Source organism: Stenotrophomonas maltophilia R551-3 (assembly GCF_000020665.1).
GTDB lineage: Bacteria > Pseudomonadota > Gammaproteobacteria > Xanthomonadales > Xanthomonadaceae > Stenotrophomonas > Stenotrophomonas maltophilia_L.
On the sequence record NC_011071.1, the window covers coordinates 291,373 to 317,559 of the forward strand.

Consider the following 26,187-nt stretch of genomic DNA (forward strand, 5'->3'; position numbering starts at 1 on the left):
GCTGCGCCGCGATGTCACGACCACGTTACACTCTGGTGACTTCCAAGCTAGCCGTGGTACTGCCGTGAATCCGATGCGCGTGTTGCTGCTGTCGTCCTGCCTGTTCGTGGGTGGCCTGGCCCATGCGGCCAACGACCTGCCGGGCGGCGGCATCGATCCGCAGGCACTGTCGCGCCATGTGCGCGTGCTGGCGTCGGATGAGTTCGAGGGCCGCGCGCCGGCCACCGAGGGTGAAGAGCGCACGGTGCAGTACCTGATCGAGCAGTTCCGCAGCTATGGCCTGCAGCCGGGCGGCGTGGACGGCAGCTGGGTACAGCCGGTGCCGCTGGTGCGCGCACAGCTGGATGGCGCGGCCAAGGCCAGCCTGTCGCTGAAGCAGGGCAAGCGCGCGCTGGCCAACGGCGTGGACGTGACCCTGCAGAGCCTGCAGCCGCGCAAGCGCGTGCAGATCAAGGACGCCCCGCTGGTGTTCGTCGGCTACGGCATCGACGCGCCGGAACGCCAGTGGAACGACTACAAGGATGTGGACCTGCACGGCAAGATCGCCGTGGTGCTGATCAACGATGCCGATTTCGAAGCCGACGCGCCGGGTGCATTTGATGGCAAGGCGGTGACCTACTACGGCCGCTGGACCTACAAGTTCGAGGAAGCCGCGCGCCGCGGTGCCGAAGGCGTGCTGATCGTGCACGAGACCGCACCGGCTGCGTATGGCTGGGCCACGGTGAAGAGCTCGGGCACCTCGCCGCTGTTCGACATCGAACGCGGCCAGGCGGAAGCGATGGCCCAGCACACGCCGCTGCGCGGCTGGATGCAGCGTGAGCTGGCCGAGGCGATCTTCGCCGACGCCGGCCTCGACTTCGATGCCGAGAAGCGCAAGGCGATGCGTGCCGACTTCCGTCCGGTGGCGCTGGACAACGCGAAGCTGAGCGTTGATTTCGCGCTCAAGCGCGAGCAGGTGGTGACCCGCAACGTGGTGGCCAAGCTGCCCGGTGGTGAGCATGCCGACGAGGCTGTGATCTTCTCGGCGCACTGGGATGCCTTTGGTATCGGCCAGGCCGACGCCAAGGGCGACCGCATCCGCCGCGGCGCGATCGACAACGCCACCGGCGTGGCCACGGTGCTGGAACTGGGTCGCGTGTTCGCCGCCGGCCCGCAGCCGCAGCGCACGTTGTACTTCGTGGCACTGACCGCTGAAGAAAAGGGCCTGCTGGGCGCCAGCTACTACGCCGCACACCCGCTGGCGCCGCTGGACAAGACCGCCGCAGTGCTGAACATCGAGATGTTCAGCCCGGATGGTGCGACCCGTGACATCGCTTCGTGGGGCAAGGGCCGGGTCTCGCTGGAAGGTGACCTGGAACGCGTGGCCAAGGCCCGCGGCCGCAGCTACAGCCCGGACCCGAATCTGGAAGCCGGCTTCTTCTACCGTGCCGACCATTTCGCCTTCGCCCGCCTGGGCGTGCCGGCGATCACCATCGGCCCGGGCCTGGACAAGCTGGACGGTGGCGTTGAAGCCGGTCGCGCGCTGCGCGAGAAGTACTTCGCCGACTGCTACCACCAGGCCTGCGATGCGTGGACGCCGAGCTGGGACCCGGCCGGCCATGCCGCCGACACCTTGCTGGTCTACGACCTGGGCGCCGAGCTGGCCAACAGTCGCCGTTGGCCGACGTGGGAAAAGGAATCGGAATTCCGCGGCGCGCGCGACAAGAGCGAAGCGGCCCGCCGTTGAGGTAGTGCCGGCCGCTGGCCGGCAACCTCATGAACCTTCGGAAAGAATGTGGAGTTGCCGGCCAGCGGCCGGCACTACCGAAAGAGGTGGCGTTGCCGGCCAGCGGCCGGCACGCCCGGGTATTCGTCAGCGCCGGCGCAGCAGCTTCCACGCACCCCAGCCACTGGCGACGAGTGCTGCCAGATAGCACGCCACCATCGTGCGCAGTCCAACCGGCGACCCTGGAGAGATGCCGCGATGCAGGCGCATCTGCAGCGAGCTGTGGCCGCTGCCCAGGTCCACCGCCAGCTGCAGCGCCAGCGCGGCGCAGAACACCAGCAGGGCGATCCCGAAACCGATGCGCGGCCACGCGGCCTGCGCGTTGGGGCGGCGCAGCAGCCAGGCCAGTGCCGTGGCTGCGGCCAGCGTCGCCGCGATCCACATCAATGGCGTGGCGGGAGACGCAGCGGCCACCGGCATTGCACCGGTGGCCGCGATCATGACGACGCGCTTACTTGCGGGTGCCGTCGAGCCAGTTCGGGCCCTTGTTGGTGAGGAAGAACACATAGACCACCAACGATACCGCGATCGTCGCGGTGACGTAGATGGCGAACCAGTCCACGTGGCCGGTCTTCAGCGCGCCCTGGTACAGCAGCGGGGCGGTGCCGCCGAACAGCGAGTTGGCCAGTGCATAGCCCAGGCCCACGCCCAGTGCACGCACGTGGGTGGGGAACAGTTCGGCCTTCACCACCGCGTTGATCGAGGTGTAGCCGGTGAGGATGACGAAGCCCAGCGCGAGGGTCAGGAATGCCAGGGTGGCGTCATGCTGGTGCGGCAGCTGGGTGATCAGGTACCAGCTGTACAGCACGCCGCCGACGCCGAAGAACACCAGCAGGGTCTTGCGGCCGATGATGTCCGACAGCCAGCCACCGACCGGCTGCAGCACCATCAGGAAGGCCAGCACGCCCAGGTTGATCAGGGTGCCGGTCATCGGATCATTGGCGGCGAAGGCACTCTGGATCATCTTCGGGCCGTTCACCGAGTAGGTGTAGAAGGCCACGGTGCCACCGGCGGTGATCAGGAAGCACAGCAGCAGCGGCCGCCACTGGTGCACGAACAGCTCGTACATCGAGCCGGACTTCTGTGCCTTGCCCTCGCGTGCGGCCTCGATGGACGACTCCGACAGCGACTCGTCCATGCCACGACGCAGCCAGAACACCACCACTGCCGCGATGCCACCGATGCCGAAGGCGATGCGCCAGCCCCACTCGGAGATTTCCGGCTTGCCCCAGAAGGTCAGCATCAGTAGTAGCGTCAGCTGGGCCAGCACATGGCCACCGACCAGGGTGACGTAGTGGAAGGAAGACAGGAAGCCGCGACGGCCGGGGATGGCGGCCTCGGACATGTAGGTGGCACTGGCACCGTACTCGCCGCCGGTGGCGAAGCCCTGCAGCAGCCGTGCGAACAGCAGGATCACCGCTGCCCAGATACCGATGCTGGCGGCGGTGGGGGTGATGGCGATGAGGAACGAGCAGGCCGCCATCAGCGTGACCGACACGGTCAGGGCCTGGCGACGGCCATGGCGGTCGGCGAAGCGGCCGAAGAACCAGGCGCCGATCGGGCGCATCAGGAAGGTTGCCGCGAAGATCGCCCACACGTACATCGTGGAGTTCTTGTCATCCGGCGAGAAGAACTGCGATTCGAAGTACACGGCGAATACCGAGTACACGTAGACGTCGTACCACTCCACCAGGTTGCCGGCGGAGCCTTTGAGGGTATTGGAGATGGAACGCCGCAGCGCGGCGCCGTCGGTGCTGGGGACAGCGGAATGGGACGTGGTGCTCATCCGGGTGGGAATCCTCGATGCGGCGCTTCCGTGCGGGAAAGATCGGTGCCAGCCGCGCGCGGGGCGCTTGCGGCCAGCCTCCTAGGTAATGCATCCCACGTCAACGCCGGGTGCCGAACGAGCGGGCGGGGAATGGGACCGGACAGGGTGACAGCGGGCGCCAGACGGGCCTATAGCTAAATCGTCGTACGCCGTTTCGCGTCCGGCACCGGGGAAGATCGCCCATCCGAGTTGCAGTGTGTTGAAAACCGGGGTTATTTCAGCCGGCCGAACGTCCTAGAATCCGCGTTCCCCCGGCCCCTCTGGTGCGTCATGTCGGCTCCCCCTGTTCCGTCTGCGGCTGCCCCCCGGGGTGGCCTTGTCGCGTTGGCGCTGCTGCTGGTCTACGTGGTCTGGGGGTCGACCTACCTGGGCATCGCCAAGGCCCTGCACGGCGGCGCGCTGCCGCTGACGATGGTCTCCGGCAGCCGCTTCATCATTGCCGGTGGCCTGATGTTCCTGGCCCTGCGCCTGTTCTGGAAGATGCCGAACCCGACCCTGCGGCAGTGGCGCAACCTGGTCATCATGGGCGTGACCATGCTGGTGCTGGGCAACGGCATGGTGGTGCTGGCCGAGCGCGAGGTGTCCTCGGGCTTGGCGGCCACCGCGGTGGCTTCGGTGCCGCTGTGGATGGCACTGTTCTCGGCGCTGCGCGGCCAGCATGCCAGCAAGGGCGAATGGCTGGGTATCGCCGTCGGCTTCGTCGGCGTGGTCTGGCTCAATGCCGGCAGCAGCCTGACCGCCTCGCCGACCGGGCTGGTGCTGCTGCTGATCGCGCCGATCGGCTGGGCCTTCGGTTCGGTGTGGGCACGCGGGCTGGATCTGCCGGGCCCGTTCATGACCGCCGCCGGTCAGATGCTCTGCGGCGGCGTGCTGCTGGTGCTGATCGGCCTGGCCGTTGGCGAGCGGCCGACCACGCTGCCCGATACCGGCGGTCTGCTGGCGATGGCCTACCTGTGCGTGTTCGGGTCCATCGTGGCGTTCACCGCCTATGTGTGGCTGCTGCAGAACGTACGCCCGGCGCTGGCCGGCAGCTATGCATACGTCAATCCCGTGATCGCGGTGCTGCTGGGCGCCGCATTGAATGGTGAACGCTTTGGATGGCGGGACTTCCTCGCCATGGCGGTGATTCTTCTGGGTGTGGTGGTGTTGACGATGGCGAGGACGCGAAAGAAATGAGCATGGACGAGAAAGAACAACGCCGCGGCCTGCTGGTCACCGCCTCCACCTTCGTGATCTGGGGGCTGGTGCCGGTGTACTGGCACCTGCTCAACGAGGTGCCCTCGTTCCAGATCATCGCCCACCGCATCATCTGGAGCACGGTGATGGTGCTGGGCTGGCTGCTGCTCAGTTCGAAGCTGGGCTGGTGGCAGAAGATCGCCGCGCAGCCGCGCGCGCTGTCGATCCTGCTGGTTTCGAGCCTGACCATCGCCTTCAACTGGGGCCTTTACATCTGGGCCATCAACGCCGGCCACGTCATCGAGACCAGCCTGGGCTACTTCATCAATCCGCTGGTGAACGTGCTGCTGGGCGTGCTGGTGCTGAAGGAGCGCCTGCGCCGGCTGCAGTGGGTGGCGGTGGCGATGGCGGCCATCGGCGTGGCCTGGCTGACCATCGATGCCGGGACGCCGCCGTGGATCGCGCTGGGCCTGGCCTGCTCGTTCGGCCTGTATGGCCTGCTGCGCAAACTGGTCTCGGTCGATCCGGTGGCCGGCTTGGGCGTGGAAAGCCTGTACCTGTTCCTGCCGGCGCTGGCGTTTGCGATCTGGGCCGAGAACGGCCACGGCGGGGCGTTCTTCCATGGCTGGGGCTGGCGCAACGACCTGCTGCTGATCTTTGGTGGTGCGATCACCGCAGTACCGCTGATCGGCTTCGCCTACGGCGTCAAGCGCATTCCGCTGTCGCTGGTCGGCATCCTGCAGTACATCGCGCCGAGCCTGCAGCTGCTGCTGGGCGTGTTCTTCTTCCACGAAGCGTTCGACACCGCCAAGGCGATCGGCTTTGCCGCGATCTGGGCTGGCCTGATCCTGTTTGTCGGCGACAACATCCGCACGATGCGCGCCAAGCGGTAGCGCCGGGCCATGCCCGGCGAAGTTGCGGGGTCGGATCCCTCCGCAACGTGGAGGGCTCCGACCCGCAGGCTTCGGATGGAATGGGGTCAGAGCCCTTCGCGGGCGAAGGGATCCGACCCCCGCTTCTCCGACCCCGCTTCCCACAAAAAAGAACGGCGCCCCGAGGGGCGCCGTTCTGCTTCCATCCACGGCCAGGAGAGAGTTGGCCGTGGCGGGAACGCGGTTGCAGGCTTAGAAGCGCTGCTGGTACTTCATGTACATGAAACGACCGATATCGAAGCCACCGTAGTAGGTGAAGCTGCTGTTCGGCTGGCTGTACATGATCGGACCCTGGTGGTCGAAGACGTTGTTCACGCCCAGCGACACGGTGCCGTCCCACGGCAGGCTGTAACGCACCTGCAGGTCGTGGAAGGTGTTGGAGCCCACCTTGCGGCTCGGCTGCGCATCGGTGTACGGCGAGACGAAGCCGGCCATGTTGCAGTCCGGGCCACCGCCCAGGTCATACGAGCAGGCTTCCTTCATGCCCGAGTAGTAGCGGGCGGTCCAGCCAATGCCCAGGTCGCCGTACTGCCAATCCAGGTTGAAGGTCGAACGCACGCGGAAGTTGCCCTGCCAGCCGGTCTTCTGCTCCACCGGCGTGGTGGCGGCGCTGTCGTTGCGCTGCTCCAGGTAGTCGGTGTAGGTGGTGTTCCAGGTGGCGGCAAAGCGGCCGAACGAGGTTTCCGGCAGGCGGTAGCGCAGGCTGAAATCGTAGCCAGCGGTTTCGCGGTAGCCCGCATTGACCAGCGAGCGGTCCAGCGCCGTCACCTGGCCCAGCGTCTTGGCGCTGGTGGAACGGGTGAAGCGGCCGCAGGCCGAATCCACGCCCTGCACGTAGCACTGGTTGAGGATGTCGGTGGCCGACTCACCCACGATCGCGTTGTCGATGCGGATCTTCCACCAGTCCAGGCTGACGTCCAGGCCCGGCACGAACTCGGGGCTGTACACCAGGCCCACGGTCCAGGTCTTGGCGGTTTCCGGCTTCAGGTTCGCATTGGAACCGGAGTCGAAATCGGCGATGCCCTGCTGGCCCGGACGGTTGGCGACGTTGCCTTCCGACGCGGTCTGCTGGCGGAAGTTCGCCGGCACCTTCAGCGCCTGGCAGCGTGCGGCCACGGTCGCGCTGCTGGCAGCGATGCCGAACGAGGTATCGCACGGATCGGTGAACGAATCACGGCTCTTCGCGCCACCGCTGTACAGGTCGTCCACGGTCGGCGCACGGAAGCCGGTGCCATAGGTAGCGCGCACCAGCAGGCTGTCGATCGGCTTCCACTTCAGGCCGAACTTGCTGTTGGTGGTCGAACCGAAGGTGTTGTAGTCGGTGTAGCGGCCGGCCAGGTCCAGCGACAGCTCACGCGCGAACGGCATGTCGGCCAGCAGCGGTACCTGCAGTTCCAGGTAGACCTCGTTGAGCGAGTAGTCGCCACGGGTCGGCTGGCCGGTGGTGCCGGCGATCTGGCCCTTCTGCACCATCAGGTCCGGGGTGTAGCTGGCTTCTTCGCTGCGGTGCTCGAAGCCCATCGCGGCCATCACGTCGCCGGCCGGCAGGGAGAACACCGAACCGGAGATGTTGGCGCTGGCCACCTTGGTGGTGCTCTTCATCTTGTCGACGAAGCGGGTGAACAGGTAGTCCTGCACGTCCTGGTTGCTCAGCGAGCCCGGGCCCGCATAGCCCATCGGCGCGGCCGGGTTCCACGGCACGCAGCCGGCGATCACTGCACCCGGGCTGCCGCAGCGTGCCACGGTGCCATCCATGAAGGACGGGCCCACCGCCAGGTCGACATGCGGCTGGTACATGCTGCCGGTACCGATGCGCTCGCCTTCATTGCGGTTGTACATGTAGCTGACGTTCCAGTCCCAGTACCGCGAACCGGTTTCGAAGCTGCCTTCCAGGCCGATGCTGGCGCGCTTGGTGTCCAGGTTGTTCTCGGTCGCACGCGGCATTTCTTCGGTGCGGTGCGAGAACAGCACGTCCTGGCCCCAGTGGTTGAACGCGCTGTCCTTGGACAGGGCAGCACGGGAACCGTTGCGGGCCTGTGCGGTGGATACCGAGTAGGGGTAGCCGGCCAGGTGCTTGGTCGACTCGCGCTTGCTGTACAGCGCGTCGGCCACGATGCGCAGGTCATCGGTGATCGAGAAGCCACCGTTGGCGAACACCGAAGTGCGCTCCATGCCGCTCAGCAGGCTCATGTTGGTCTTGGTGTTGGCACCATCGGCCGGATCGGGCGTGTGGAAATTGCCCTTCTGGCTCGGGTCGCCGCCCGGGCCCACGGTCAGCGACTTGCCGTCGACGGTGACGCTGCCCCACTGCGTGGTCTGGTTCAGTGCCTTGACGTCGTCGGGATGGCGCGGGCCCCCCGGGTAACGGCTGAACTCACGCTCGCTGCCGAGAATCTCGTCTTCCTTGGTGCGCTCGGCGCCGACGCTGAACCAGCCGCGGTCGAAGGTCTTGCCGAAGGTGGCGCTGTAGGAGCGCTTCTGGCCGTCGCCTTCACCGTACTGGCCGACGTAGACGCTGGCTTCGCCACCGTCGAAGTTCTTGCGGGTGATGATGTTGACCACACCGGCGATGGCGTCCGAGCCATACAGCGCGGATGCGCCGTCGGTCAGCACTTCCACGCGCTCGACAATCGCCGAGGGAATCGAAGCCAGGTCGGAGTAGCCACCGGCGCTGACGCCCATGCGGCGGCCGTCGATCAGCACCAGGCTGCGTTCAGGCCCGAGGTTGCGCAGGCTGACGTACGTGCCGCCGAAGTCGCGCGAAGAACTCAGCGACGACGAGCGGCTCAGGCTCGGTGCGCCGGCGGCGGTGACGTCCTGCAGGATGTCGGCGACGTTGATGTAACCCTTCTTCTCGATCTCGGCGCGGCTGAGCGCGACGACCGGCTGTGCGGTCTCGACACTGGCCTGGCGGATGCGCGAGCCGGTGATTTCGATGCGGTCGAGGTTGGTCGGGGTGTCGCCGGCGCTCTGTGCGAAGGCGGGGGTGGTGCAGCTGGCGGCCAGCGCGATGACGATCGCGTTGCGCAGCGGATTGGTTTTCAGGGACATCCGTGAAATCTCGTGTTTCAGAAAAAACATGCGCCCGTTCTGTGGGCGCGTGGGGTGCTGCAAACCAACGTGGGGCCGCGATTCTAGAATGTTTCCATTCGTAACTGTTTGTCCCTGCGCGCTGGGAAGTGCGCGAAAATGAATCGCAACCAACAATCCACAGATGCACTGTGCGCAGCGTCACGTGCGTTGCGTTTGCGACGGGCAGAGGCATCGGTAGCGGCGGTATCTACGCAATCTGTAGCGACGACCACCCAGATCGGGGTCAGATCCCTTCGCGTAGCGAAGGGATCTGACCCCACCAAAGAAAAAGGGACGGAGCCTTCGCTCCGTCCCCCTGCGTGATGCGCAGTCTGTCGCTGCGTGATGCTCAGGTTTCGCGCAACGCCGTGGTGATGGGCAACCGTGCCGCGCGCAGCGCCGGGAACAGGCCGCCGACGAGGCCGATGCCCAGTGCCCATTTCAGGCCGGTCCACAGCAGTTCCGACGACACATGGAACTTGAACACCACCGCGCTGAAGTTGCTGCCGATGGTGGACACGCTGTAACCATTGAACAGCAGCCACGCCACCGCACACCCCAGCAGGCCACCCAGCAGGGCCAGCAGCATTGTTTCCAGCATCACTGCAGTCACCACCGGCAGGCCGCGGAAGCCGATCGCCCGCATCGTGGCGATCTCGCGCGCACGCGTGGCCACCGCTGCGTACATGGTGTTGAGCGCACCGAACACCGCACCCACCGCCATGATGGTGCCGATCACCTTGCCGAGGATGTCGATCAGCTTGGTCAGGCCACCGCCCTGCTTGCTGTAGTAGACGCGGGTGGTTTCCACGTCCAGTTTCAGGCGCGGGTCGGCAGCGACGGCGGCCTTGAACTGCTCGAAGCCGGGCTTGCCATCGGTGCGCACGCTGATCGACTGCCACGCACTGCGCTGGTAGGTGGTGGCCAGCGTATCGGCGTCGGTCCACAGTTCCGAGTCATGCGCATCGCCGGTGGCGAACACACCGACCACGGTCCAGGTCTGGTTGCCCAGCGTCAGCGTCTTGCCCACATCCAGATCGCGGAACTGGCCCTTGGCGCCCTGGCCGACCACGATCTCGCGCAGGCCGGTGGCGAACGTGCGGCCTTCGACAATCTTGACCTTGTCATGCACCGCCCACGCCTGCGGGCCGACGCCGCGGAACTGCGCGTTGACGTCGGTGCCATCGGACTTCGACACCAGGTTGACCACCTGCGACAACTCCGGTGACAGCAGCGGCCGGCCTTCGGCATCGCGGCTGATGCCGGGCAGGGTGGACAACGTCGGCACCTGCTCGCGGGTGATGACCGAGTTGGTTTCGGCCTGCGAGCCGCCGCGCAGCACGATGGCGGTGGTGTCATCGCCGGTGTTGTTGAGCGTGGCCTGGAAGCCTTCGCCCATCGCCAGCATCGCCACCAGCACGCCGACCACGCCGGCGATGCCGACCACGATCACCGAGGACGCGCCCCAGCGCTGCGGCAGACTGGCTACGCCGATGCGGGTGGCGGCCAGCGCCAGTCGCCCACCGCGGGTCAGCAGCAGCCACAGTGCCACCAGCACGGCGACCGCCAACACGCCGATCCACGGCAGGCCGATCCACAGCACCAGGCCGATCACCAGCAGCAGCGCGGTCAGCGCATTGCCCAGCCACTTCTTGAGTTTGCTCTTGAACATGTCGGTGTCCTCCTCAGCGGCCGGCCAGTGCGTCGACGATCTTCAGGCGCTTGGCACGCAGCGCCGGCAGCAGGCCGACGATGATGCCGATCACCACGATCAGGCCCAGCCCCATCAGCCAGGTCGGCGTCGGCACGTGCGGCGGCAGCATGCCCATGCTCTTTGGCCCGATCGCCGGCAGGATCAGTGCAGCCAGGCCCATGCCGATCAGGCCACCGAGGCCGATCAGCAGCACCGACTCCACCATTACCAGCATCAGCACGGTGCTGTCCTTGAAGCCCAGCGTCTTCAGCGTGGCCAGTTCGGGCACGCGCTCGCGCACCGCCTGCGCCATGGTGTTGCCGGTCAACAGCAGCAGGGTGAAGAACACCGCACCCATGATCGAGGTGACGATCATGCCGATGTCGGCGAACTGCTTGACGAAGGCCTGCTGGAACGCCGATTCGGTCTGGGTCTTGGTTTCGTGGTCGGAGTTGGCCGAGATCGCGTCGATCGCCTGCGCCACCCGCGAAGAGTGGTCCGGGTTGTCCAGCGTCACCGTGTACCAGCTCACCTGGTTCTTGATGTAGTCGTTGGACTCATCGAAGTACTTCCAGTTCATCATCAACTGGCGTTCTTCGTTGGAGGCCTGTGCCGGATCCCTGGAACGGTAGATGCCCTTCAACTCCAGCGGCCAGTCGTTGCTGCCGCCGCGCGGGAAGATTGTCGCCTGCAGCGGAATGGTGTCGCCGATCTTCCAGCCGAACTGCTTGGCCAGGGTCTCGCCGACGATGGCGCCGGTGCGGGTGTTCTTCCAGTCTTCCAGCTGCGCCGGGTCGATCTGCAGTTCGCGGTAGACATCGAAGTAGTTGGGTGACACCGAGAAGTTCGGGAAGAAATTCTTCGGGTCCTGGTAGATGCCGCCGAACCACATGCCATAGGCCACGTCGCGTACACCGGCGACCTGGCGGATCTGCGTTTCCAGGCGGATCGGCAGCGACTGGGTGATCGACAGGCGCGAGGCAGTGACCAGCCGGTTGGCACCTTCCACGCTACCACCGGAGGTGAACGCCACGCGCACCGAATCGAGCATGCCGAACAGCAGGAACGCGGCCACCACCGACAGCAGGGTCAACAAGGTGCGGGTGCGGGTGCGGAACAGCTGCGCCCAGACCAACGAGAAGTATTTCATCGCTGTGGCCTCCGTCAGTGGGTCAGCGGCGCGTCGGCCAGCTCGCCCTTGTCCAGGTGCACTGTGTGCGTGGCGTACTCGGCGGCCTTCGGGTCATGGGTGACCATGATGATGGTCTTGCCGTGCTCGCGGTTGAGCTGCTGCAGCAGGCCCAGGATCTCCTCGGCAGACTGGCGGTCAAGATCGCCGGTAGGTTCATCGCAGATCAGGAAAGTCGGGTCGGAGACGATTGCGCGCGCGATCGCCACGCGCTGCTGCTGGCCGCCGGACAGTTCATTCGGGCGATGGCTGCGGCGGTCGGCCAGGCCGACCAGGGTCAGTGCGATCTCCGCATTGCGCTTGCGCTGCGCCGCACTGAGATGGGTCAGCAGCAGCGGTAGTTCCACATTCTTCTGCGCGGTCAGCATCGGCATCAGGTTGTAGAACTGGAACACGAAGCCGACGTGGTGGCTGCGCCAGGTCGACAGCTGGCCGCCGCTCATCTGGTCGATGCGCTCGCCTTCGATGCTGATCTCGCCGCCGCTGGGATTGTCCAGGCCGCCGATCAGGTTGAGCAGGGTGGTCTTGCCCGAGCCGGACGGGCCCATCAGCGCGACGAAGTCGCCGCTGGCGATGTCCAGGTCGATGCCGTGCAGCACCTGCACCTTTTCGGGGCCGCGCTGGTAGGTCTTGGTGATGTTGCGCAATGAAACCAGGGTCGACATGGGTGGTTCTCCACGGAAGGCGGGAAACGGGGAAGCACACCTGCGGTGGCCGCAGGCGTGCGTCGAGCGGTGTTGCCGGCGGCGCCCGCAGGCGCCAGGCCGTTACTGCGCTTGTTTCTGTTGCACCTTGGCGCCATCGCGGAGGGTGTCCGGCGGGTTCACCACCACCGATTCACCTGCGCTCACGCCCTTGAGGATCTGGCGGTCCTTGCCCATCGCCTGGCCAGCCTCGACCGTGCGCTGCTGCACGCGGCTCTCGTCACCCAGCACGAAGGCCACCGATGTGCCCTCGCGCTGGACCACGGCGCCACCTGGCACGCGCACGCCTTGCGGCTTGGCGGCCGCCTGCGGCTGTGCCTGTTCCAGGAAGCTGACCCGCACGCCCATCTCCGGCACGATGCGCGGGTCCTTCACCTTCAGCGCCACGCGTACCTTCACCGTGGCCTTGCCGCGGTCGGCGGTGGGGATGATGGCGATCACCTCACCCGGAATCTTCCATTCCGGGTAGGCGTTGAGCGTGGCTTCCACCGGCATCTTCGGCTGCACGCGGCCGATGAAAGCTTCGCCGACCTCGACTTCGATCTCCAGCGATTCCATGTCGACGATGGTGCCGATGCCGGTACGGGTGAAGCCACCACCGGCCGACAGCGGCGAGACGATTTCGCCGGGCTGCGCAGCCTTGGCGGTGACCACGCCGGAGAACGGCGCGCGCACGATGTTGTTGTCCACGCCCAGGTCGGCGATGGCCAGCTGGTCGTTGGCCACCTTGACGTTGCGCTGTGCGGTGTCCAGCTGTGCACGCAGGCTGTCGCGCTGGGCCACCGCCTGGTCGTACTGCGAGCGCGACACCAGCTGCTGGCCGACCAGTGCCTGCAGGCGGCTGGCCTCGGCGGCGGCCTGCTTCTGCTGTGCTTCCAGCCCGGCCACCTGGCTGCGTGCGGCCTGCAGCTGCGAGGCATACAGGCTGCGCTGCGCGTCGGCATCGATCGGGTCCAGCGTGGCCATGATCTGGCCCTGCTCCACGCGCATGCCTTCCTCGATCATCACCTCGCGAACCTTGCCGGTGATCTTGGCCGAGACGGTGGCCATGCGCCGCGCAACGACATAGCCGCTGGCGTCGAGCACCGAACTGCTGGCGTTGCCCTGCTGGATGGCCACTGCCGGCGCGGTTTCCACGTCCACCGCCGGGGTACGCCCGAACAGGGCGAAGGCAGCAGCGGCCAGCAGCAACACGATCACGATGATCGCGATCCACAGCCAGCGGCGGCCACCACCACTGCCACTCCCTCCTGAGGCGGGCGGCGGGGACTTGCGGTCGATACGGAGTTCCTTCAACAGCTCGGCAGAAGCGTTCATTCGTTCCATCACAGGCGTTCGGGCGGGTGTGACCGGAAGGGCGGACGGCGGCGGTTCCGGCGGTGGAGCGTGCGGCACAGCATGAAGGCAGGCACAGCGATGACGGCAGTGACAGCTGTCACCCGATGACACTGACGGCGGCAACTGCGAAATGTGACCACGGCGGCACAGGATGGCAACGTCCCCGCTACCGGTACCGCCCATGGATCCGATCGCCCCGTCGCTGGCCCGCCTGCAGCAGGTGCAGGTGCGTTACCGCGACCATACCGCCCTGCATGGCATCGACCTGCAGGTCCGCGCTGGCCAGGTGCTGGCGCTGCTGGGCCGCAACGGTGCCGGCAAGAGTACCGCGATCAGCGTGTTGTTGGGCCTGCGCCGCGCCGATGGCGGGCAGGTCGAACTGCTCGGCGGCGACCCGCAGCAGCGGACCAGCCGTCTCGGCCTGGGCGTGATGCTGCAGAGCACCAGCCTGCCGCCGATGCTGCAGGTGGACGAACTGGTGGCGCAGGCAAGCGCCTGCTACCCCGACCCGATGCCGCTGCAGGAGGTACTGCAGCGCGCCGGCCTGCAGGCGCTCGCGCGCCGCCGCTACGGCCAGCTGTCCGGTGGCCAGCAGCGCGCCGTGCAGTTCGCCATCGCGCTGTGTGGGCGGCCACGCGTACTGTTCCTGGACGAGCCCACCACCGGTCTGGACATCCAGGCACGGCGGGTGATGTGGCAGGCGATCCGGCAGCTGGTGGCCGAAGGCTGTGGCGTGCTGCTGACCACCCATTACCTGGAGGAAGCCGAAGCGCTGGCGCAGCAGGTGGTGGTGCTGGAGCAGGGCCGGGTACTGGCCGACGCGCCGCTGAGCGAGCTGCGCCTGGCCGATCGGCCGCGCCGCATCCGCTGCCGCAGCGGGTTGCCCATGGAGGACGTGCAGCAGTGGCCGGGCGTGCAGGAGGTGCAGCGCGACGGCGAGCACCTGCAGCTGCTGGCGAGCCCGGCCGAGCCGGTGGTGGCGCGCCTGCTGGCCGCCGACGCGCAGCTGCGCGAGCTGGAAGTACAGGGCGCGGCGCTGGCCGACGCCTTCCTCGACATGACCCGGGAGGCCGCATGAACACCCTGATCCGTACCGCCAGGTTGCCGCTGCCTGCATGGCGCCAGGCGCTGCGCCCGTATCGCGCTGAACTGCTGGCCGAACTGCGCCGGGCCTGGCGTACGCCGGCGTTCGCGGTGCCCTCGCTGCTGTTCCCGGTGCTGTTCTATCTGCTGTTCGGTGTGCTGCTGGGGCGTGGTCACGCGCCGCTGTATCTGTTGGCCACCTACTGCGTGTTTGGCGCGATGGCCCCGGCCCTGTTCGGCTTCGGCGTGCAGTTGGCGCTGGACCGCGAAGGCGGCCTGCTGACCCTCAAGCGCGCGCTGCCGATGCCGGCGGCGGCACCGCTGCTGGCACGGCTGGCGATGGCGGTGATGTTCGCGCTGCTGGTGGCGTTACTGCTGATCGGCGTCGCGCGCGTGTTCGGTGGTGTGCAGCTGCAGGCGTTGCAGATGGTGCAGCTGCTGGCGGTGGCGGGCCTGGCGGCGCTGCCGCTGGGGGCGATCGGCCTGCTGATCGGCAGCCATGTCAGTGCCAGCGCGGCGCCGGCGATGGTCAATCTGGTTTATCTGCCGCTGGCCCTGCTGTCCGGCCTGTGGCTGCCGCTGTCGGCGCTGCCGAAGTTTTTCTCGACGATGGCCCCACTGTGGCCGACCTGGCATCTGGCGCAGCTGGCGCTGCCGGTGGTCGGGCTGCCGTCGGTGGGCAGCCTCGCCGGCCACCTGCTGGTGCTGCTGGCGGTGACCGTGGTCGCGTTGCTGCTGGCGCGCCGTCGCCTGCGCCGGATCGGCTGAACTGGCATGATCGGCAGCGATCGTCCCCGCCTGGATTCTCCTGTGTCGTCGAGCTGGCTTGCGTCCCTGCTGCGCCCCGCACCGGATTCGGCGGTGGCCGAGCTGCTGCGGCGTGGCAAATCGCCCTGGAGCGGTGCGATCCACCTGCTGTGGTCGGTCTGGATCTTCCTCACCCCGGTGCTGGGGAACGGCTTCACCCTGCGCTGGCTGTTGCTGACTCTGGTCAGCTATCCGCTGTTCCTGCTGTTCTACGCCAAGGTGATGCTGGCGCCACGGCACCATGCATGGCGCTACGCGCTGGGCATGATCGTGATGGCCCTGGTACTGCTTCCGTGGTACCCCTCGGGACTGAGCTATTTCGTGTTCGGCTGCGTGATGATCCGCATGAGCAGCCGGGGCGGCTGGTGGCAGTACCTGCTGCAGCTCACCGGGCTGAACCTTCTGTTCTGCAGCACCGCGCTGTACTTCGGTTATCCGTGGCAGGCCATGGTGTGGATGCCGGCAGTGTCGTTCATCGTCGGCCTGGTGGTGAACGTGGAGGCCTTGAGCCAGCAGCGCGACGTGGCCCTGCAGCTGTCCCAGGACGAGGTGCGACGGCTTGCGACCACCGCCGAGCGCGAGCGTATCGGCCGCGACCTGCACGATCTGCTGGGGCACACGCTGTCGCTGATCACGCTGAAACTGGAGCTGGCGCGCAAGCTGTACGATCGCGATGACGAGCGTGCACGGCAGGAAATCGGTGAAGCCGAGGCCATCGCCCGCGAAGCACTGGCACAGGTGCGCAGTGCGGTGACCGGCATCCGCGCCAGTGATCTGGCGGGCGAACTGGCGTCGGCGCGTCTGCTGCTGGAATGCCAGCAGGTGCACCTGCAGTACACGGCGCCGCCAGCGATGCCGGTGGAGGTGGAACGCGGGCTGGCGCTGGTGTTGCGCGAGGCCGCCACCAACATCGTGCGCCATGCGCAGGCGACCCGGGTGCAGGTGGATTTCATGCTTGAGGACCGACAGTTGGCGATGCAGATACGCGATGACGGCCGCGGCGGCGTGCAGGCCGAGGGCAATGGATTGAGTGGCATGCGCGAACGGGCGGCGGCGCTCGGGGGACAGCTGACCCTGCAGTCGCCGCGCGGCGAAGGCACGCTGCTGACCGTGCGCGTGCCCCTGATGGCCGCCACCACGCCGTTGTCGCCGGCATCGTTGGCACAGGGGGGCGCGGCATGATCCGCATCCTGCTGGCCGAAGACCAGGCGATGGTGCGCGGCGCACTGTCGGCGCTGCTGGGCCTGGAACCGGACATCGAAGTGCTGGGCAGTGCTGCCGATGGCGAGGCCGCCTGGCGCATGCTGCAGCAGCTGCAGCCGGACATCCTGGTCACCGACATCGAGATGCCGGGCCTGAGCGGGCTGGAGCTGGCGCAACGCATCGCCCGCCACGAACTGCCGATCAAGGTGGTGATCGTGACCACCTTCGCCCGCGCCGGTTTCCTGCGCCGCGCGCTGGAAGCTGGCGTGCTGGGCTACCTGCTGAAGGACGCACCGGCCGAGAACCTGGCCGATGCACTGCGCAAGGTGAAGCAGGGCATCCGCGCGATCGACCCGCAGTTGGCGCTGGATGCCTGGTCGCAGGCCGATCCGCTGACCGACCGCGAACGCCGTGTGCTGCGTCTGGCCGGCGAAGGCCGTACCGCCAGCGAGATCGCAGAGCAGCTGGGGCTGTCGCACGGCACGGTGCGCAACTACCTGTCCGAGTGCATCGGCAAGCTGGGCGTGGCCAATCGGATCGAGGCGTACCGGCTGGCGCGGCAGAAGGGGTGGTTGTAGGGGCGTGCCCCAACGCATCGGTAGCGCCGGGCCATGCCCGGCGGATCATTTCCGCGACCGCGGGGGGGTGTCACTTTCTTTGCTCGTGCAAAGAAAGTAACCAAAGAAACGCTCCGCCGGCCGCGAGCCGGCGCGCTTCGCACGCCGGTGCCCTGCGCTCCTCGGTCCGTCGAGGGATGGTGCGGGAACTCGCTGCGCTCAGACACCCGCACCTCTTCGCCCTCGCCGGACCTGCGGTGCTCGGCTCGCTTGAAGGCGGACTGGAAGGTCAAGGTCAAGGTCAACGGCAACGCCATCCACGCATGGCGTGAATCCACTGGGTGCAGCTGTGGCATTTGACCTTGGGTCCGCCTTGAGCGAGCCGAGCATCGCAGGGGAATCAGGGGCGAAGAGGCGCCGGTGTTTGAGCGCAGCGAGTTCGGCGCCGTCCCCTGATTCACCGAGAAGCACAGGGCACCGGTGCGTAGCACCGGCTCGCGACCTGGCGGCGTGTTTCTTTGGTTACTTTCTTTGCACGAGCAAAGAAAGTGACACCTCTCCGCAGGCGCGGAAATGATCCGCCGGGCATGGCCCGGCGCTATCCATGCGTGGGCGCAGGTGGAACCCGATCAATCCTTCCCCCGCGCCATCGCCTGGAACACGCCATCCCGCCGCACCCACAGGTGGAACAGCGCCGCACCCACATGCATCAGCACCGTGGCGAACAACACATAGGCCAGCAGGCTGTGCGCATTACGCAACGCGGCATACAGCGCCGGGGTATGCGGCACGATCGGCGGCAGGTGCAGGCCGCCCCACAGCACGATCGGGTAACCGCCGGCCGACAGCATCGCCCAGCCGATCAGTGGCATCGCCAGCATCAGTGCATACAGCATCCAGTGCGAGGCCTTGGCCGCCATCACCTGCCATACGGGAAGATCCGCCGGCAACGGCGGCGGGCGATGGCGCAGCCGGTTGTACAGGCGCAGCAGCACCAGTACGCCGATGGCGATGCCCAACGGGCGGTGCAGGTCGATCAGCATAGGCCGCAGGTGCAGCGAGGCGACCATGGTCACGCCGATGAACAGCATGGCGATGATCATCAGTGCCATGGACCAGTGCAGCACCCGTGCCAGCAGGTTGAAGTGGCCGTTACCGGTGCTCATCGTGCGGCCTCCTTCGGTTGCTCCACGTTGCCGCTGGCGCGCTCGCGTTCGCGTCGGTTGAAGGATTGCGAGTACACGGCCGAGCGGGCGGCCAGGATCGGATCGTCACTGCCACGCACGCCACTGGGCAGGATCAGCGGATCGAAGTTGATCTGGCCGCAGGCGCCCTGTTCCTGCGACTGCAGGCGGTCCAGGCTGAGCACGCCGGCCACCACCTGTTCACGCGATTCGGGCCACGGCACTGAAGGATCATCGATGGCATCGCCGGGTTCGGCGGTGGTGACGACCAGGTTCCAGCGCACCGGGCCACTGGCCAGGCGCTGCTGCAGTTCCTGGCTGAGGAAATCGACACTGGCCTTCTTGCGCGTGTCCGCGTCCATCTCCACCACCGGCGCCTGCGGCTGCCAGCGCCAGCGCACCGCGCGCTTCTGGCCCTGCACATTGGTGAACCAGAAGCTGTTGACGCTGTTGAAGGTGGTGTCGGCCCAGCTGCTGGTCCACGGCGCTGTCTTGGCCCATTGCTGGAACGCCTGCGCACTCGGGTACTTCGCCAGCACCGCGGCCATCTTCTGCGGGTCGGGCTTGCCGGTGGCCGGGTCGGGAATGGAGGCGCGCGTCTGCTCGTAGAACGCCTCGGCGTTGGGGGCAGCGAAGAACGGGAAGCTGTTCATCGCCATCCGCCATTCCTGGCCGTCGTCGCTGACCATCTGCACAGCGAGGCTGCGCACGCGCGCGGTGTTGTCGGCGCCGTAGGGGTCGCCACCGCCGATCGACAGGCGGCCCATCACGGGCACCTTCTGCTGTGAAAACACCCGTGCACTGGACAGCGTCGGCGCCTGCGAACTGGGTTCGAACCAGCCGCTCACGCAGATGCCCTTGCTGTGCGCACGGCGGAAGCCGGGATGGGCAGGGCCGGTGGCTTCGATGGTGTCGGTGAAGCGCTGCGCGGTCAGGCGGCCGCCAATCCAGCCGGCCAACCAGGCGAAGGCCAGCGCCACCGCACCCAGAATGAGTGCGATCAGTGCGATCCAGAGCAGGGGGGAATGCTTGCGCGGTGCGCCCGGCGTCTGGCCAGCGCGGGTGTAGCGGAAGAGCGACATGGTCGGAGTCCTGCCTTCACGGAGCGTGTGGGTGGTCGACCCACACATCCTCGCAGAACCCTTCCAGGCCCGGTATTCAATTTTTCGTCAAGTTTTCCGGGGACGGCGTGCCGACCAAGGTCGGCACCCACCCGATCAGCTGTAACGCGCTTTCAGCATCGCCCACGCCGAACGCAGCGCCAGTGCTTCACCACCGGCCGGACGGCCCGGGCGTTCGCCGTCGTTCCAGGCATACACGTCCAGATGCGCCCAGCGCTGGCCGTCTTCCAGGAAGCGTTCCAGGTACAGCGCGGCGGTGACCGAGCCGGCCATGCGCGAACCGGCGTTGGCCAGGTCGGCGATGCCGCTGCTCAGGTAGCGCAGGTACGGGCGCCACAACGGCATGCGCCAGACCGGGTCGCGGGTCGCGTCACCGGCCTGCAGCCATTGCTGGGCGACCGCGTCGTCATTGCTGAACAGTGCCGGCAGGTCGGGACCGAGCGCGATGCGTGCAGCGCCGGTAAGGGTGGCGAAGTCCAGTACCAGGTCCGGCTTCTGTTCGCTGGCGAAGGTCAGCGCATCACACAGGATCACGCGGCCTTCGGCGTCGGTGTTGTCGATCTCCACGCTCAGGCCCTTGCGGGTGGCGATCACTTCGCCCGGGCGGAACGCATCCGGGCCGATCGCATTCTCCACCGCCGGCACCAGCAGGGTCAGGTGCACCGGAAGCCGGCGAGCCATGACCAGGCCGGCCAGGGCCAGTGCGTGTGCAGCACCGCCCATGTCCTTCTTCATGTTGCGCATGCCGTCGGCCGGCTTGATGTCCAGGCCGCCGGTATCGAAGCACACGCCCTTGCCGACCAGCACCAGTGCAGGATCGGTTTCCTTGCCCCAGCGCAGCACCACCATGCGCGGTGCGCGGTGCGAGGCGCGGCCGACGGCATGGATGGCCGGGAAGTTCTGCTTCAGCAGTTCATCGCCGGTGATCGCCTCGACCTGCGCGCCATGTGCCTGAGCCAGGGCGCGCGCTGCGTCTTCCAGCTGCTGCGGGCCCATGTCCTCGGTCGGGGTGTTGACCCAGTCACGCACGCGCAGGCTGGCGGCGATCAGATCGGCCACTTCACCGGACGGTGCAGCCACCAGTTGCGCCGGAGCGCGGTTGCGCTTGCGGTAGCGGTCGAAGCGATAGCTGCCCAGGCCCCAGCCCAGCTGCAGCAGCGCCTGCTCTTCGGCCGGCAGCTCAGTTGCCAGCTGCCACACGCTGCCTTCCGGCAGGGCATGCGGGGCATGCGCATAGCTGTAGGCGTCGGCGCGATCACCAACACCGATCACCGCACCGGCCAGGCCGTCGGCGCCCGGCAGCAGGGCCACGCTGTGTGCGCCGGCATTGAAGCCCTGCGATGCCAGCCAGGCCTGGGTGGCGGCCGGCTGGCCGTCCTTCCAGGCCGCGAACTGCTCGCGGCCCAGCACATGCAGCGGCAGTGCTGCGGCGGTGTCGGCAGTGAAACCAGTGATCTCGCTCATGCGTCAGGTACTCCGGGGTGCGGCGGCATCGAGGTTGTCATCCAACCAGTCGGCCAGGCCGGTGAGGGTGTCGAACTGCAGGTCCGGCTGCAATTGCGGATGGGTCCAGGTCGCGGCTTCGCGGTTGATCCAGCAGCCGCGCAGGCCGGCGGCGATCGCCCCGGCCACGTCCATCTCGGCGTGGTCGCCGACATGCAGCACCTGTGCCGGCGCCACACCCAGGCGGGTGCAGGCGGCGTGGAAGATGCTTGCCTCGGGCTTGGCCGCGCCGTGTTCGCGCGCACCCAGCTGGAAGGCGAAATGATGGGCCAGGCCGATCCGCTCCAGATCGGCATTGCCGTTGCTCAGCGCTGCCACCGGGACCCGCGCGGCAATCCGCGCCAGCGCATCGATCGCGTCGGGATAGCACTCGACCTGGTTGCGCGCGGCGTAGAACGCCTCGTAGGCCGGTTCGAGCAATTCCAGGCTGGCGCCGCTGTTCTGCAGGGCCTCCTGCAGCGTCAGCCGGCGCAGCGCGCTCAGGTCATGGTGAAGGTGTGGATTGTCTCGGAACGAGCGCTCGCGCAGTTCGCGCATCGCCGCCAGCGGATACATCGCGGCAGTGGCAGGGCTGTGTTCACGCATCCACTCGTGCAGGACCAGGTCGATGCGGGCGCCGATCGGGGCGAACGGCCAGAGCGTGTCGTCGAGGTCGAGGGTGATGGCAAGGACAGGGAATTTCACCCCGCCATTCTACCCCTGCCCGCGCGGGCTTTCATTCCAGCAGGCGCGCCCATCCCTGCATGCCGTCCAGCCGTGCCAGCACCAGCTTGATGCAGACCAGCAGCGGTACTGCCAGCAGCAGGCCGATCATGCCCCAGGCCCAGCCGAACAGCATCAGCGCCAGGATCAGCACCAGCGGCGACAGCTTCATGCGCCGCCCCAGTACGATCGGGGTCACCATCTGTCCCTCCAGGGTGTGCAGGCCCAGGTAGGCCGCGGCCGGCAACAGGGCCTGCAGCGGGTCGCGGAACTCGACGAAGCCCATCAACAGCATCAGCGCCACGCCGATCAACGGGCCCACGTAAGGTGCGAAATTCAGCAGCGCGGCCACCGTGCCCCACAGCAGGGCTTCCTGCAGGCTGATGCCCAGCAGCATCAGTACCCCGGCGAACACCAGTCCGACCAGGGTGTTGATCACGCTGATGGTCAGCACGTAGCGCGACACCTCGCGCTCGATCGACCGCAGGATGTCGCTGGTGAAGCGTTGCTGCTGGCGGTTCGGGAACAACGCGATCGCCGCGCGCTGCAGGCTCTGCCCGTAGATCATGAAGAACAGGGTCAGCAGCACCACCGCCAGCACCGAAGCGGCCAGCCGTGGCGCGCGGGTCAGCATGCGGTAGGGGTCGTCCAGCTGGGTGCGGATCACCTGCACCTTGCGGTTGCTGTCACCGCCGGCGACGCGGGCGAAGTTCTCCGCGGCCTGGTTGGCCTGCTGCACCGGCTTGGTCAGGTCCTGCACCTGCCGGGCCACCTTGCGCAGCTGCTGTGGTGCTTCCTGCGCCCATTCCATCGCCGGGCCGATCAGCTGCACGGCCAGCGAACCGGTCACGCCCAGGCCGGCACCGAGGATCAGCAACGCGCCCAGTGCACGTGGGATCCACAGCTTCTGCAGCAGGCGCAGGATCGGGTTGCCGACCAGTGCGAAGAACATCGCCAGCAACACCGGCAGGATGATGTCCTGTGCTGCCCACAGCGTGTAGCCCACCGCCAGCGCGGCCAGCACCACCAGCGACATCGGCCCGCGCGGGCGCGATGGTGGCGGCAGTGGCGCCTCGGGCGCTTCCGGGCCAGCCGGTGATGGGGACAGGAGGGACTCGCTCATCGACGCATCAACCGGAATGGGGAGCGCATTATCCGCCGGCCGCGATCGGCGCGGCGGATTCCATGGATCAACGTTCGGACAGTTCGGTGGCCGCTTCGGCCGGACGGGGTCCGCGCGGGTCTGGTTCCGGTACTGGCTCCGGCACGGAGCGTGGTGCCGGTGCCGGACGTGCCTCGGCAGCGGAGGCCGCCGCCTGTGCATGTTCGCTGGCATCGTCGGCTTCTTCAGCCGCATCGTCGGCGGTGGCCGCGGCCTGCGCTGCCATCGCGGTAGCGAATGCTGCCTGCGCGCTGGCGAACAGGTTCGACACCGACCCCACCATCTGCAGCCAGCGTGCGCCGTTGACCCTGCCTGGCACTTCCAGCTTGCCGGCGATGAAGCCACCGGCCAGGCCCACCACGATGATGCGCAGCGGCGACCAGCCCTGGCGCCAGACCTGGCTGAGCGTGCCCCAGTGGTCCTGGGTCTCACCCATGCGCACGGTCACCACCTGTTCGCAGCGCTTTACCCGCCGCTGCAGCGCGCCGAACTTCATGGCTTGCCCTCCGGCAGCTGCACCCCGGCATCAGGGTCATCCTCGCTGGGCTCATCGAACAGGCCCAGGCGCGACAGCTGGCGCCGGGTGGCGTGCATGCCGGTGTGGTGGAAGAAGTAGGACACCCGCCAGATCGCATAGCCGGTAACGGCCAAGCTCAGCAGCGAGGTGATCAACAGGGCCTGCAGCCAGCTCAGGCCCCAGCTCTGCAGCAGGGCGATCAGCGTGGCGGCCATCAGCAGCCAGGCCGAGGCTCCAAACACGATCGCCACGCCGGCCCAGGCCAGCGCGCGACCGAATGCACTACGCGCCAGCGCGAAGTCGGCCGAAGCCAGCCGGCGCAGGGAGCGTACCGTGTGCTTGGCAGAATCGGCGGCGGCACGACCGGCCGCGCCGACCTGGCGGATGCTCTCATCCAGCGGCGGGGTCGCCGCCGGATCAGGCGCTTGCGCGTTCTCTTCGCTCACGCTGCGGCTTACTTGTCGCTGCTGCCGCGGGCCAGCTTGGCAATGATCCAGCCAGCTGCGAAGGCGACGCCGAACGAAGCCAGCGGACGTTCGCGGATCAGTTCAGCGGCGCTGTCGATCAGGTCCTTGCCCTTGTCCATCAGTGCGTCGACCTGTTCCTTGGCCGCAGCTCCACCGAATTCGGCGGCGGCCAGGCCGGACAGCGCGCTGTCGGACAACTCCGCCTTGACGTTGGCCTTGCCGATGCGCAGTTCGTCGGTTGCTGCACCGGTTGCGCCCTTGATCGCACCGCCGGCAGCGCTGGCGGCCTGCTTCAGGTGGGAACCGGCTTCACCCAGGTGGTCCTTCAGGTTCTCGGTATTGGTGGGGCTCATCGAATCACTCCTGTTGCGATGGGGGAACGGGGGACGGCGGTGCCGACCTGGACTGACAGCAATAGCATTGCCCGGGTATAGGGGGTGTTACGGCTGGGCGATCAGCGCATCACGAGCTGGCCCTGCTGCTGGCCATTGTTACGCAGCACGCGCAGCACCAGGGTGGGTGGGCGCTGCTGGAAATTGGCGCGCCAGCTGGCCAGGTCAGCGAATTCACCTACTGTTGCATCAGTGATGATGTCGCCCTGCTGCAGCCCGTTGCTGGCGGCGCGGCTGCCGCGCTTGACCTCGCTGACCAGGACGCCGCCAGCGCCGGACTGGCGCAGCGATTCGGGCAGATCGACGAAGGTGGCACCGCCCAGGCGCGGGTCCAGGCTGTCGCCGGTGACCGCGCGTGCCTGTTCCTTCAATATCGCCTTGATCTGCAGCGGCTTGCCTTCGCGACGCACGTCCAGCGTCAGCGGGCTGCCCACTGTGGCCAGGCCTTCCACGTTGTGCAGCGCTTCGGCGCTGTCCACGCGCTGGCCGTTGGCCGACACCACCACATCGCCCGGTTTCAGGCCCGCAGCGGCCGCAGCCGATCCGGCCAGCACGCGGGTGACCAGTGCGCCGCGGGTTTCGCCCAGGCCCAGGCCCTGCGCGATCTGTGCGGTCAGGTTCTGGCTCTCCACGCCCAGCGTGCCGCGCACCACCACGCCGTGCTTGACAAGCTGGTCGACCACGCTGCGCGCCAGGTTGGAGGGGATCGCCAGGCCCAGGCCGATGTTGCCGGCCATGCTGCCCTGCGGGTTGAAACTGGCGGTGTTGATGCCAACCAGCTGGCCCTGCAGGTCGACCAGTGCGCCACCGGAATTGCCCGGGTTGATCGACGCATCGGTCTGGATGAAGTTCTGGTAGCCCAGCCCGCGGATGCCGCTGCGGCCCACCGCCGAGACGATGCCGGAGGTGACCGTCTGGCTGAAACCGAACGGGTTGCCGATGGCCACCACGAAGTCGCCCACGCGCAGCTGGTCGCTGTTGCCAAGCTTGATGTCGGTCAGGTTCTGCGCCGGAATGCGGATCAACGCGATGTCCGTATCGCGGTCCGAGCCGAGGAACTCGGCCTTGACCGTGCGCCCGTCGGCCAGTGTCACCTGCACGTCATCGGCATTGTCGATGACATGGTGGTTGGTCAGTACCAGGCCTTCCTTGGCATCGATGATCACGCCCGAGCCGAGCGATTCGTTGATGCGCTCCTGCGGGATGTCCGGGAACAGGCGGCGGAAGAACGGGTCGTTGAAGAAGGGGTTGCGCACCCGCACCACCTGCTTGGTGTTGACGCTGACCACTGCCGGCATCGCCTTCTCCAGCATCGGCGCCAGTGACGGCACCGCCTGCCCGGCTACCGAAGCTGGCAACGCGGCGGCGGTGGGCAGCACCGCCGGCAGCGGCGCGGCATCGGCACGGTTGTCCAGGTGCGCATTGAGGCCGGTGGCAACAAAGCCACCGAAGGCGGCGGCGATTGCGAGCGTGAGCAGGGTGGGAAGCGGTCGCATGGGAGTCGGTTCGCTGGCGTGGGTGGGGGCGGTTCGGCCCTACGGTAAAACAAGCTGAATGAGTGTGTCGCGATCTGGATAAATGCGCCATGAAAACGGGGCGCCGGAAAGCGGGATGACTGTCGCCCGCTTCGGGCTGGTGGCGTCATCCGCGGAGGTGCTGCGTACACGTTCGTTCTCCGTCGGATGCGCTGCGGATACAGGCCGATACTTGCGCAGTTCCGCGCAACCGGGTGCCGCGATGCGCCATGACGCACACCTTCGCCTGCATTCGAGCAGGCACGTGCAGCGAACGT

The 26,187-nt window shown here is 67.3% G+C and carries 23 protein-coding genes; 7 read left to right on the forward strand and 16 right to left on the reverse strand.

Annotated elements, in window-relative coordinates; all coding sequences use genetic code 11:
* Positions 1-73: 73 nt before the first annotated feature.
* Positions 74-1,726, forward strand: coding sequence for a M28 family metallopeptidase (locus tag SMAL_RS01245; RefSeq protein ID WP_012509783.1), 1,653 nt, complete (start codon positions 74-76; stop codon positions 1,724-1,726).
* A gap of 126 nt (positions 1,727-1,852) precedes the next feature.
* Here the strand turns inward: SMAL_RS01245 and SMAL_RS01250 are convergent, their stop codons facing one another.
* On the reverse strand, positions 1,853-2,206 hold the full coding sequence (locus tag SMAL_RS01250; RefSeq protein WP_012509784.1) for a hypothetical protein: 354 nt from the start codon (positions 2,204-2,206) through the stop codon (positions 1,853-1,855).
* A gap of 10 nt (positions 2,207-2,216) precedes the next feature.
* Positions 2,217-3,551, reverse strand: a complete 1,335-nt coding sequence (locus SMAL_RS01255; protein WP_004137399.1) for an MFS transporter — start codon at positions 3,549-3,551, stop codon at positions 2,217-2,219.
* A 312-nt stretch (positions 3,552-3,863) separates the two neighbouring features.
* Between SMAL_RS01255 and yedA the strand changes: the two genes are divergently transcribed.
* Together yedA and rarD are read left to right on the forward strand one after the other, a co-directional pair.
* On the forward strand, positions 3,864-4,769 hold the full coding sequence (gene yedA / locus SMAL_RS01260; protein ID WP_012509785.1) for a drug/metabolite exporter YedA: 906 nt from the start codon (positions 3,864-3,866) through the stop codon (positions 4,767-4,769).
* Positions 4,766-5,662: an EamA family transporter RarD gene (rarD, locus tag SMAL_RS01265; protein ID WP_012509786.1), complete on the forward strand. Its 897-nt coding sequence runs from the start codon at positions 4,766-4,768 to the stop codon at positions 5,660-5,662. Before yedA ends, rarD begins: the two co-directional genes overlap by 4 nt.
* 231 nt (positions 5,663-5,893) lie before the next feature.
* On the opposite strand, the gene SMAL_RS01270 is transcribed toward rarD, so the two are convergent.
* From SMAL_RS01270 to SMAL_RS01290, 5 genes are all read right to left on the reverse strand, one after another.
* A complete protein-coding gene (locus SMAL_RS01270; protein WP_012509787.1) occupies positions 5,894-8,752 on the reverse strand; it encodes a TonB-dependent receptor plug domain-containing protein in 2,859 nt (952 codons plus the stop codon).
* A gap of 370 nt (positions 8,753-9,122) precedes the next feature.
* The gene (locus SMAL_RS01275; protein ID WP_012509788.1) at positions 9,123-10,445 is read right to left on the reverse strand and encodes an ABC transporter permease; all 1,323 of its coding nucleotides are present in this window, start codon (positions 10,443-10,445) and stop codon (positions 9,123-9,125) included.
* A 13-nt stretch (positions 10,446-10,458) separates the two neighbouring features.
* The gene (locus tag SMAL_RS01280) at positions 10,459-11,616 is read right to left on the reverse strand and encodes an ABC transporter permease (RefSeq protein WP_012509789.1); all 1,158 of its coding nucleotides are present in this window, start codon (positions 11,614-11,616) and stop codon (positions 10,459-10,461) included.
* Positions 11,617-11,630: 14 nt separating this feature from the next.
* On the reverse strand, positions 11,631-12,320 hold the full coding sequence (locus SMAL_RS01285; RefSeq protein WP_012509790.1) for an ABC transporter ATP-binding protein: 690 nt from the start codon (positions 12,318-12,320) through the stop codon (positions 11,631-11,633).
* Positions 12,321-12,422: 102 nt separating this feature from the next.
* Positions 12,423-13,676, reverse strand: coding sequence for an efflux RND transporter periplasmic adaptor subunit (locus SMAL_RS01290; RefSeq protein ID WP_012509791.1), 1,254 nt, complete (start codon positions 13,674-13,676; stop codon positions 12,423-12,425).
* Between the two features lie 202 nt (positions 13,677-13,878).
* Between SMAL_RS01290 and SMAL_RS01295 the strand changes: the two genes are divergently transcribed.
* Genes SMAL_RS01295 through SMAL_RS01310 form a run of 4 tightly spaced genes read left to right on the forward strand, consistent with a single transcriptional unit; the run spans position 13,879 to position 17,368 of the window.
* Positions 13,879-14,775, forward strand: coding sequence for an ABC transporter ATP-binding protein (locus SMAL_RS01295; RefSeq protein ID WP_012509792.1), 897 nt, complete (start codon positions 13,879-13,881; stop codon positions 14,773-14,775).
* Positions 14,772-15,548 (forward strand): ABC transporter permease, encoded by a 777-nt coding sequence (locus tag SMAL_RS01300; protein WP_012509793.1) that lies wholly within the window; start codon positions 14,772-14,774, stop codon positions 15,546-15,548. The genes SMAL_RS01295 and SMAL_RS01300 overlap by 4 nt, the downstream gene beginning before the upstream one ends.
* Before the next feature lie 6 nt (positions 15,549-15,554).
* Positions 15,555-16,769 (forward strand): sensor histidine kinase, encoded by a 1,215-nt coding sequence (locus tag SMAL_RS01305; protein ID WP_012509794.1) that lies wholly within the window; start codon positions 15,555-15,557, stop codon positions 16,767-16,769.
* Positions 16,766-17,368 (forward strand): response regulator transcription factor, encoded by a 603-nt coding sequence (locus tag SMAL_RS01310; RefSeq protein ID WP_005407733.1) that lies wholly within the window; start codon positions 16,766-16,768, stop codon positions 17,366-17,368. The genes SMAL_RS01305 and SMAL_RS01310 overlap by 4 nt, the downstream gene beginning before the upstream one ends.
* Positions 17,369-17,976: 608 nt before the next feature.
* Here the strand turns inward: SMAL_RS01310 and SMAL_RS01315 are convergent.
* The 9 genes from SMAL_RS01315 to SMAL_RS01355 all read right to left on the reverse strand — a co-directional run bounded on the left by SMAL_RS01315 (position 17,977) and on the right by SMAL_RS01355 (position 25,891).
* Positions 17,977-18,513 carry a cytochrome b gene (locus SMAL_RS01315; RefSeq protein ID WP_012509795.1) on the reverse strand — a complete coding sequence of 179 codons (537 nt, stop codon included), beginning with the start codon at positions 18,511-18,513 and terminating at the stop codon, positions 17,977-17,979.
* The gene (locus SMAL_RS01320) at positions 18,510-19,613 is read right to left on the reverse strand and encodes a catalase family peroxidase (protein ID WP_012509796.1); all 1,104 of its coding nucleotides are present in this window, start codon (positions 19,611-19,613) and stop codon (positions 18,510-18,512) included. Before SMAL_RS01320 ends, SMAL_RS01315 begins: the two co-directional genes overlap by 4 nt.
* Positions 19,614-19,748: 135 nt before the next feature.
* Positions 19,749-21,116 carry a leucyl aminopeptidase family protein gene (locus SMAL_RS01325; protein WP_012509797.1) on the reverse strand — a complete coding sequence of 456 codons (1,368 nt, stop codon included), beginning with the start codon at positions 21,114-21,116 and terminating at the stop codon, positions 19,749-19,751.
* 3 nt (positions 21,117-21,119) lie between these two features.
* Positions 21,120-21,839, reverse strand: a complete 720-nt coding sequence (locus tag SMAL_RS01330; protein WP_004137824.1) for an HAD family hydrolase — start codon at positions 21,837-21,839, stop codon at positions 21,120-21,122.
* 31 nt (positions 21,840-21,870) lie between these two features.
* On the reverse strand, positions 21,871-22,980 hold the full coding sequence (locus SMAL_RS01335; RefSeq protein ID WP_012509798.1) for an AI-2E family transporter: 1,110 nt from the start codon (positions 22,978-22,980) through the stop codon (positions 21,871-21,873).
* 67 nt (positions 22,981-23,047) lie between these two features.
* Entirely contained in the window at positions 23,048-23,515 is a 468-nt protein-coding gene (locus SMAL_RS01340) for a hypothetical protein (RefSeq protein WP_012509799.1), read from the reverse strand.
* Positions 23,512-23,982 carry a phage holin family protein gene (locus tag SMAL_RS01345; RefSeq protein WP_004137827.1) on the reverse strand — a complete coding sequence of 157 codons (471 nt, stop codon included), beginning with the start codon at positions 23,980-23,982 and terminating at the stop codon, positions 23,512-23,514. Before SMAL_RS01345 ends, SMAL_RS01340 begins: the two co-directional genes overlap by 4 nt.
* An 8-nt stretch (positions 23,983-23,990) precedes the next feature.
* Positions 23,991-24,356 carry a hypothetical protein gene (locus SMAL_RS01350; protein ID WP_004137828.1) on the reverse strand — a complete coding sequence of 122 codons (366 nt, stop codon included), beginning with the start codon at positions 24,354-24,356 and terminating at the stop codon, positions 23,991-23,993.
* Positions 24,357-24,457: 101 nt separating this feature from the next.
* Positions 24,458-25,891: a Do family serine endopeptidase gene (locus tag SMAL_RS01355; protein WP_012509800.1), complete on the reverse strand. Its 1,434-nt coding sequence runs from the start codon at positions 25,889-25,891 to the stop codon at positions 24,458-24,460.
* Positions 25,892-26,187 lie beyond the last annotated feature (296 nt).